The organism is Paludibacter sp. 221, from assembly GCF_010501035.1.
GTDB lineage: Bacteria > Bacteroidota > Bacteroidia > Bacteroidales > Paludibacteraceae > QVMH01.
This window is the reverse complement of record NZ_QVMH01000011.1, coordinates 96,133-105,723: the sequence shown is the minus strand read 5'-3', so window position 1 is coordinate 105,723 and position 9,591 is coordinate 96,133. Positions and strand designations below refer to the sequence as shown.

Annotated in this window: 7 protein-coding genes; all 7 read left to right on the top strand. The window is 41.2% G+C overall.

Translation table 11 applies throughout. The features are described 5' to 3' along the window. Positions 1–297 precede the first annotated feature (297 nt). The 7 genes from D0T49_RS04475 (at position 298) to phoU (ending at position 9,521) form a co-directional block, all read left to right on the top strand. Complete coding sequence (locus D0T49_RS04475) at positions 298–3,003, top strand: TonB-dependent receptor (protein WP_163629389.1); 2,706 nt, start codon at positions 298–300, stop codon at positions 3,001–3,003. A 52-nt stretch (positions 3,004–3,055) separates the two neighbouring features. Next, entirely contained in the window at positions 3,056–4,225 is a 1,170-nt protein-coding gene (locus D0T49_RS04470) for a hypothetical protein (RefSeq protein WP_163629388.1), read from the top strand. A 266-nt stretch (positions 4,226–4,491) separates the two neighbouring features. Further along, entirely contained in the window at positions 4,492–5,313 is an 822-nt protein-coding gene (locus D0T49_RS04465; protein ID WP_163629387.1) for a PstS family phosphate ABC transporter substrate-binding protein, read from the top strand. Positions 5,314–5,401: 88 nt separating this feature from the next. Then, positions 5,402–6,682, top strand: a complete 1,281-nt coding sequence (gene pstC / locus D0T49_RS04460) for a phosphate ABC transporter permease subunit PstC (protein ID WP_163629386.1) — start codon at positions 5,402–5,404, stop codon at positions 6,680–6,682. Positions 6,683–6,729: 47 nt separating this feature from the next. Next, a complete protein-coding gene (gene pstA / locus D0T49_RS04455; protein ID WP_163629385.1) occupies positions 6,730–7,626 on the top strand; it encodes a phosphate ABC transporter permease PstA in 897 nt (298 codons plus the stop codon). A 182-nt stretch (positions 7,627–7,808) separates the two neighbouring features. Next, a complete protein-coding gene (locus D0T49_RS04450; protein WP_163629384.1) occupies positions 7,809–8,651 on the top strand; it encodes a phosphate ABC transporter ATP-binding protein in 843 nt (280 codons plus the stop codon). A gap of 120 nt (positions 8,652–8,771) precedes the next feature. Continuing rightward, positions 8,772–9,521 (top strand): phosphate signaling complex protein PhoU, encoded by a 750-nt coding sequence (gene phoU, locus D0T49_RS04445; RefSeq protein WP_163629383.1) that lies wholly within the window; start codon positions 8,772–8,774, stop codon positions 9,519–9,521. Positions 9,522–9,591 lie beyond the last annotated feature (70 nt).

The following is a 9,591-nucleotide window of genomic DNA, read 5'->3' as shown; positions in this document are numbered from 1 at the left end:
ACACTGTAATCCCTTTGCGTGCGTCTTACGTACTCATTCTTAATTTCTTTCATAACATTACTTTTTTTATGTAACGCTATTTCAGGACGAGACAACAAGGTAGTTTTAAACCGCCTTGTGTTTTTTGTTGTTTTTATGCAAACAAACTCTTACAACCTTTAACGATTAAGAAACATTTCTGTTAAGAATTTCCAACGAATAAAACTTAACAAAAAAGTAAATTTTTCTCAGCATATAAGTAACAATGGCAAAATACCTTTGCACTGAAAAATTAAACGAAATACGTAAAATATGTTGATGAAAAGAACAAGCGGCCAATACAAAGTTTTTTTATTTTTTATATTCCTTTCCGTATCGCCCCTGCTATCCGCTCAAAACGGAAGCATTAAAGGAACGGTTGTCGATTCGCAAACAAAGGAGGCTTTAATCGGAGCAAATGTAACCATATCAGGTACTGCAAACGGCGTTACTACGGATTTGGATGGGAAATTTGCCATTTCCAATCTGAACGCGGGAACATATTCGCTGCATATTTCTTATATCGGATATGAAGCTCAAGAAAAAAACAATATTGTTGTACAGCATAATAAAGAAACCGGATTGGAAATACTGCTCGATGCGAGTACCTTTCAGCTTAACGAAGCGGTAGTTGTTGGAAAAGCGAACCGCGAAAGCGAAAATACTTTGTTGCTCGAACAAAAACGAGTACTTCTATCGACGCAAGCCGTGGGCGCGCGCGAACTTTCCCGTAAAGGAATCGGCGATGCCCAAGCCGCGGTGGCGCAAGTTTCGGGCGTTTCGCGTCAGGAAGGAGTAAAAAATGTTTTTGTGCGCGGGCTTGGCGATCGTTATAACGCCACTTTGTTAAATGGATTTCCCATTCCGTCCGAAGACCCTGAATACAAAAACATTTCATTGGAATTTTTTGGAACGGATGTTATAAAAAACATCGGCGTAAGCAAAGTATTCAGCGCGAGCGATTATTCTGATGCAGGCGGCGCTGTTATCAATATCTCATCAAAGGAATTGGCAGGCGATTACGCTTTGGGAGTTAATGTTTCGGGAGGTGTTAATACATTGGTTAATGGTTCTGATTTTCTTCGTCAGGATGGTTCCGGTTATTTCGGATTTGCCGACACGCAGCAGCCTGAAAATAATCAATACCGCTTTCCCAACAGTCTCGACCCATCGGTTGCGGCTCTCCCCTTGAATCATAGTTTTGGGATTTCCGGAGGAAAATCGTTTAAAGTAGGAGAAAACAACAATCCCCTCTCATTTTTTGCCGTGGCTTCGCATAGTGTCGATTATTCTTTTGTTGAAGAAACCCTCCGCAATTCCAATACGGCAGGAACTGTTTGGCAGGATCAAAAAGGCGATAAATACTCATTGAATATCAGCCAGCTTATATTAGCCAACGCAACCTACGATATAAACCGTAAGCACAATCTGCAATATAATTTCATGCTCGTTCACGCCAACCATCAGTATGTGGGCGAATACTCAGGTTACAATTCCGAGCGTTTTCAGGACAGCCCCGATTATACCGGTTTTCTGCGCAGACAGCAAACCAACGATAATATGTTGCTGTCGAACCAACTGTTGTCGGGTTGGGAATTGTCGAAAAAGTTGAAGTTAGACATAGGATTTTCTTACAACCTTATAACGGGCTTGCTGGAACCGGACAGACGCGAAAACTATTTCTCGCTGCAAGATAAAAACGCCTATATTTTAACTGGAAGCAACCGTCAGAAACGCTTTTTTTCGGCGCTGACAGACGATGATATCAACATAAAAACCGCTCTTACATACCAATTGGACAACCGTTCTGAAAACAATCATTTGAAAATAGGCTATATCGGTCGTTTTTCCGACTGCGGATTTGAAGCTGTCGAATATAATTTCAGCGCGGTAAGCGGATTTTTTGATATTGAAAACTTGAAGTTAGACGATTTGTATAACCAGAAAAATCTGATGGATAATAAATTCCGCATGACCACCGGCGATCCCAACACATACCATGTAGCGAAATTTATTCATTCTGCATTTGCTGAAGTTTCTTATCAACTGGTAGAAAAACATCTTACCGGCAATATCGGTTTCAGAATAGATAAGGTGGATATGGCGATAGATTATCGGGTGCAGCACGTAGCTCCCGGAAAAAATGAGATAGATAAAATTTATTCCCTGCCGAGCCTTAACCTGAAATATGATGTGAACGACAAACACACCATTCGTTTGGGAGCAAGTAAAACCTACACGCTGCCTCAATCGAAAGAAATATCACCTTATCAATATGTGAATATCTCGTTTGCAAGTCAAGGAAACCCGAATCTGAAACCTTCCGATAATTACAACGCGGATTTGAAATGGGATTATTATATAAGTTCAAGCGAGCTGTTTTCGCTTACCGGTTTCTACAAACACATCCAAAATCCAATCGGACGAGTAGATGAAGGAAACTCAGCCGGCCTGCTTACCTACAATAACATCAGCAAAAAAGCCACGGTGAGTGGTGTGGAAATGGAAATCCGCAAAAACATTTTCAATCGTTTCAATGGACAGCTTGAGCAAACAAACAGGCTTTCGGCAGGACTGAACGCGTCGTATATTTACACAAACCTCAAACTTGACATTCGGAATACGGAAGTAAGAAACAGCGGTCTGGAAGGCGCTTCTCCTTTCCTTGCCAACGCAGATATAGCTTACAGTTATACGAAAAACGAAAAAAGTTTGCTGGCAACACTCGTGTTAAACTATTTCAGCAACCGTATCTATACGGTTGGCGCGGGCGGATTTAACGATATTATCGAAGAAGGTCTTTTTACGCTCAATTGCGCGGTTTCGTATAAATTCGACACGCATTTCACACTAAAGCTCAAAGCCTCTAATCTGTTAAATCCGTCTTACCAACTGACACGCGAAAGCTCGTCGGGCGAAAAAATAACATTGAACGAATATAAGAAAGGACAAAATATTAATATAGGTATTAGTTATGATTTTTAACAAAAAACAAGTATTACAGTTTTTATTTACAAACAATTTAATTTTTATCAAAATGAAAAAAGGAAAGTTTTTTTTGAGATTTTTTGCGGTAATTATTTTAGGACTGCCTGTAGTTTTCGCATCGTGCGACAATGGCAATGAGCCGGAACCGGAACCTACGGTTGAAAACAACTTGTCGGGTTCCGTAACGAATATAAAAACGCTTGATGCTTCGATAGCATATCTACTGGATGGTCCACTCATTGTAGAAGAAGGAGGCGTATTGAATATTCCGGCAGGAACAAGCATCAAAGCAAAAAAAGGGTTTAGTAGTTACATTCTCGTATTGCAAGGCGGTAAAATTAATGTGAACGGAACGGCTGAAAAACCGGTTAAAATTACTTCTAACGAAGCAAAACCGGAAGCGGGCGACTGGGGCGGACTGATTATTAACGGACGTGCGCCGCTTGCCGGAGGTGCTATCGGTTCCACCGAAATAAATTCGGCTTATACTTACGGCGGAACTAACGCGGCCGATAATTCGGGTTCGATAACTTACCTTATACTTGAATATACCGGAGCGCGTTCAAGCGCCGATGTGGAACACAACGGATTTACGCTCAACGGTGTTGGTAACGGAACCAAAATAGAAAATATTTACATTCCTAACGGCTCGGACGATGGAGTTGAATTTTTCGGAGGCAGCGTAAATGTGAAAAACCTTTTGGTAGTAAACTCAGACGACGATATGTTCGACGTAACGCAGGGTTGGAACGGAACGCTCGAAAACTGCTATGGAATTTGGGAAGCCGGTTATTCAAGCACTGAGTCGGATGCAAGCGGTGTAGAAGCCGACGGAAACTTCGATGGAAACTTTCCCGCTCACACCGGACAATCGGACTTTACCATCAAAAATATGACAATTGATTTAAGACTGGCGGCAAGCAGCGATCCGAAACAACAAATGAACAATGTGCTTAAAATCCGTCGCGGTGCGAAAGCTAATATCGTTAACGCGTTGGTAAAAGGTACAGGCAGTGTCAAAAGCGCGGGCGCTGTCATTGATATGACAGATAAAAAAGGCAACGGAAATACAGCTTCTACCATCAGCATTACCAATCAACTGACAAGCAATCCGGCCGAATACAAATTTGGCGATGACGTATTTTTAAATGTAAAAATTGAAGCCGGTAATACCGGATGTCCTGCCAATAACTTCAATTGGACAGCTTACAATTTTTGATAACATACAAATTGAATTTACCAAAAGCATCTCTCTATTCTTCAACCGAGAGTTGCTTTTTTTATTACACAGGATACAAATCTATACTAAAATACTAAACACCTAGGTTTTTTTCTACTGCTTCAAGGTTTTATATTCTTAACAAAATCGTAACAGTATCGTTTACCGTTCGTAATTTTTCTGATTTACATTTGCAATGTAGAATTTAGTGAAATTAAATAAGCGTTAATGCGTAAATTAAGCTAATTTTTAAACATAAAAGAAAAATGAAAAAAACAATTTTGACAACAGCCGTTTTAATCGCCGCTTTGTTTGGCGTGCAAGCACAACGCATTAAAGGTTCGGACACCATGCTGCCGTTATCGCAAAAAGCGGCCGAAGAATTTATGAAAATCAATCCGTCGCAAACCGTTACCGTTACAGGAGGTGGAAGCGGTGTTGGTATCGCAGCCTTGCTTGAAGGTACAACCGAATTGGCACAACTTTCGCGCAAAATTAAATTCGACGAAAAAAATAAATTGAAAGAAAAAGGTAAAACCGTAAAAGAAGTCATTGCCGCTTACGATGCGTTGGCTGTCGTGGTACACCCTTCCAACAAAGTAACCAACCTTACCCGCGAGCAACTTGAAGGTGTTTTTACCGGAAAAATAACGAACTGGAAAGAAGTAGGCGGCGCCGATTTGGCAATCATTCCTTATGCCCGCGAAACCTCGTCCGGAACGTATGAATTTTTCAAAGAAAGCGTATTGAAAAAGAAAAATTACATGTCGGGAATTATGAGTATGCCTGCTACCGGCGCTATTATCCAGTCGATTGCCCAAACCAAAGGAGCCATTGGTTATGTAGGGTTGGCTTATCTGAGCAAAGAAGTAAAAGCCGTTCATGTGTCGTACGATGAAAGTAAAACATTTGTTGCACCCACGGTTGCCAACGCCAAAAACGAAACTTATCCCATTGTCCGTCCATTGTACTACTATTACGATGCGGCAAAAGAAAGCAAAGTAAAACCTTTCATTGATTTTATACTGTCAACTAAAGGACAAAAAATTGTATCGGAAATTGGATTTATTACGGTAACAGCCCCCTAAATCCAGGCTTTGCCAAGCGCGTAGCGTTACCCCCGAAGGGGGGACTTACCGAAGTAATTAAAATTACTGATTATCATTTGATTAATTTATGATAAAACAAATAAAAAACAATCAGCGTAAGCATTCTTTCTCCTCCCCTTTGGGGAGGTTGGGAGGGGCTTTCGTAAAGTTTTTACTAACCGCGAGTGGAAGTATCACCAGCCTTGCGATTTTACTTATTGTCATTTTTCTTTTTAAAGAAGGATTAGGCTTATTCAACAGTCCTTCGGTCGAAAAAGGCTATGCGCTTTGTGTCAATGCGTCCAATCCGATTGAAGAACTGACACCGCAGCAAATCAAACAAATTTTTGATGGAGAGATAAGCGAATGGAGAATTGAGAATGGAGAGTTGAAAATGGAAGATAATTCTCAATTCTCAACTCTCCATTCTCAATTAATTTACCCCTTTCGTTTCGATGATGTTTTTTCCATATATTCCGACGAAGAATTTGGCGAAGATTACGAATTATTACCGCAAAAGTTAGGCGAAGTGATTGCGCAGTATTCGAATATTATCGCCTTTCTTCCCGAACAATATCTGCCGCGCGAAAACAAAGCGGTTAAAATACTGCCTGTGAAAAATATCCGCCTTGCCGATTTTTTCGGCGGTAAGGAATGGCTTCCTACGGCTTCGCCTTCGCCTCAGTTTGGAGTTTTACCCTTGATTATGGGGACGATGTGGGTTAGTTTCTTTGCTATATTGATTGCGCTTCCGTTGGGTTTGGGTGTCGCCATTTATTTATCGGAATTGGCGGGAACACGCACTCGAAATTTTTTAAAACCGGTTATCGAATTGCTGGCAGGAATACCTTCGGTCGTTTATGGTTTCTTCGGATTGGTGGTGTTAGTTCCGCTTATTCAGAAAACGCTGAATCTGCCTGTCGGTGAAACGGCTTTTGCCGGAAGTCTCATTTTGGCAATTATGGCGCTGCCTACCATTATAACCATTGCCGAAGACGCTATGCGGGGTACACCGCGTGCTATGCGCGAGGCAAGTCTGGCTCTTGGGGCAACGCATTGGCAAACAATTTATAAAGTGATTGTACCGTATGCTTCGTCAGGAATTATGGCGGCAGTCGTGTTGGGAATCGGGCGGGCAATTGGCGAAACAATGGCCGTATTAATGGTTACAGGCAATGCCGCGGTAATGCCCAACTCTCTTTTTCAATCCGTGCGGACAATTCCCGCAACCATTGCAGCTGAATTGGGCGAATCGCCGGCAGGCGGTGCGCATTATCAATCGTTATTCCTACTTGGCTGTATATTATTTGTTATTACAATGATTATCAGTGCAACAGCGGAATTTATTTCAAAGAAGAAAGTCCCCTAAGTCCCCCGAAGGGGAACTTAAAAGATGTAACTACAATTTCAAAATATATGAATAAAGACAAAACTAATGAAAAGCCTCCCCTTCGGGGAGGTTTGGAGGGGCTGAAACAAAAAATCGCATTCGTTGTTTTCCGGCTCTTAGGATTGCTTGTTGTTGGCATTCTTTTCTGGATACTCGGATTTATTATTTACAATGGTATCGGCGTTATCAGTTGGGAATTTCTGACAGCCGCGCCAAGCGGCGGAATGACCGCGGGCGGAATACTTCCCGCCATTGTCGGAACTTTATGTCTGGTTGCGGGAAGTGTAATTTTCGCTTTCCCAATCGGCGTTATGTCGGCTATTTATATGAACGAATATGCCGGAAACGGCTGGTTAGTACGCTTTATCCGCATTATGACCAATAATCTTGGAAGCATTCCGTCCATTGTGTTCGGGCTGTTTGGTATGGCTCTGTTTGTAAATACGCTGGGGTTTGGCGATTCCATCCTGGCAGGTTCTTGCACGCTTGGATTGTTAGTTTTACCGTTAATAATCCGTACCACCGAAGAAGCTTTGAAAGCCATTCCCAATTCTTATCGCACGGGAAGTTTAGCGTTGGGCGCAAGTAAACTGCAAACCATTTGGCGCGTCGTTTTGCCGATGGCATTTCCTAATGTTATTACAGGATTGATACTTTCTATCGGGCGGGTTTCGGGCGAAACGGCGCCGATTCTCTTTACTGTTGCCGCTTATTTTTTACCCAAACTGCCCACGAGTATTTTCGACCAGGTAATGGCGCTTCCTTACCATTTGTATGTAATTGCCACCAGCGGAACCGATATTGAAGCCTCGCGCCCGATTGCTTATGGTACGGCCTTGGTGCTGATAGCAATTGTTTTGTTAATGAACTTATTGGCAACAGGTTTAAGAAAGTATTTCAGTAAAAAAGTAAAAACAAATTAATAAAACGATGAATGATTTTCGAATAGATTTTTTCGACGATGATGACGAAATTTATCGTTGGGATGAGCTTCCTCTTTTCGATGAAAATTTTTGAATTGCTAATGTAGATTGTCTCTCGTAAGAAAGATTTTTTCGGCTGCAAATGCCTATAACGAACTATTAACAGAATAATTAAATACATAATGAAAGAAGATAGCAGTAAATCGGTGCAACTTTCAGCTAAACAAGTAAATTTTTATTACGGCGATTTTCATGCCTTGAAAAATATAAACATGGAAATAGAAGCCAATACTGTAACGGCGTTTATCGGCCCTTCGGGATGTGGAAAATCGACCTTTCTGCGATTGTTTAACCGTATGAACGATTTGATAGACAATACCCGCCTTACCGGCGAATGCCTTATTGACAATGGAAACATTTATAATAAATCGGTTGATGTAGACGATTTACGCAAAAAAGTCGGCATGGTTTTTCAAAAACCCAATCCTTTTCCAAAATCCATTTTCGAAAACGTGGCGTATGGACTCAGAGTGAATAAATTGAAAATGGAGAGTGGAGAGTGGAGAATACAAGACAAGAAAAAGCATTCTCAATTCTCAATTTTCAATTCTCAATTCGAATCTTTTGTCGCTCAGCGGGTAGAGGAATCGCTGCAGGCCGCCGCCCTTTGGGACGAAGTGAAGGATAAATTAAAAAAATCGGCTTTTGAACTATCCGGCGGGCAGCAGCAACGGCTTTGCATTGCCCGCGCTTTGGCTGTTTCACCGTCCATTCTTTTGATGGATGAACCCGCTTCGGCTCTCGACCCGATTTCAACTTCCAAAATAGAAGAACTGATTCATTCGCTTAAAAAGGATTATACAATTGTTATTGTAACCCACAACATGCAGCAGGCCGCCCGTGTAAGCGATAAAACCGGTTTTTTCATGCTCGGCGAACTAATTGAATACGACGATACCAAGAAGATATTCTTGAAACCGGCAAAAGAACAAACGCAAAATTATATAACAGGACGATTCGGTTAAAGCCCCTCCAAACCTCCCCAAAGGGGAGGCTAAAGAGCGTGCAGATAGTCATAAAGAAAGTATAATCAGAAACAAACTAATGAACATCCCCTCCTTTGGAGGGGCTTGGGGAGGCTTAAAATGAAACATACAGAAAAAGAATTACAGCTATTAAAAGAAGAAGTAAACCAGATGTGGAAACTTGTTCTTTCGCAGCTCGAAAAGTCGAAGCAGGCTTTTTTGAACAGCGATATTGAATTGGCGCGCGAAATTGCCAGTCGCGAAAAGCGTGTTGATGCCTTTGAACTCAAAATAGACAGCGATTGCGAAAATTATATCGCGCTTTACAGTCCGGTAGCCGTCGATTTGCGCTTGGTGCTGTCGCTGATAAAAATAAGCAGTACGCTCGAACGTATTGGCGATTTTGCCGAAGGAATTGCCCGCCATGTGATTGACGATGATTGCAATAAAATCAGCCCGCAAATTATCGAAGAATTACAAATGGAAAAGATGTTCGACACACTGATTTCAATGCTTTCCGACAGTTTTGTCGCACTCGAATCGGAAAATACAAAGATTTCGGGAAAAATCCTTGCCAAAGACAACGAAGTAGATACGCTTTATCACAATTCGCTCAATATTTTGACAAACTATATTTCTTCAATGGAAAATGAAAAGTTGAAAGCCGAAAAATCACTTTCAACTTTCAACTCTCAACTTTCAACTCAAAAAATTTACTGCGGATTAAAATTAATGTTGCTCATTCGTAAACTCGAACGTATCGGCGACCATTGCAGTAATATTGTTGAAGAAATCGTATTTTATGTAGATGCCAAAGTGTTGAAACATGGGAAAAAGAATGGAAAATTGAAAGTTGAAAATGAAGAATAGAAGAAAAAGTTTAATTTTGTACAAACGGAAAATAGGATGAACAAAATTAGCCTCAATTTTAAATGTTCAA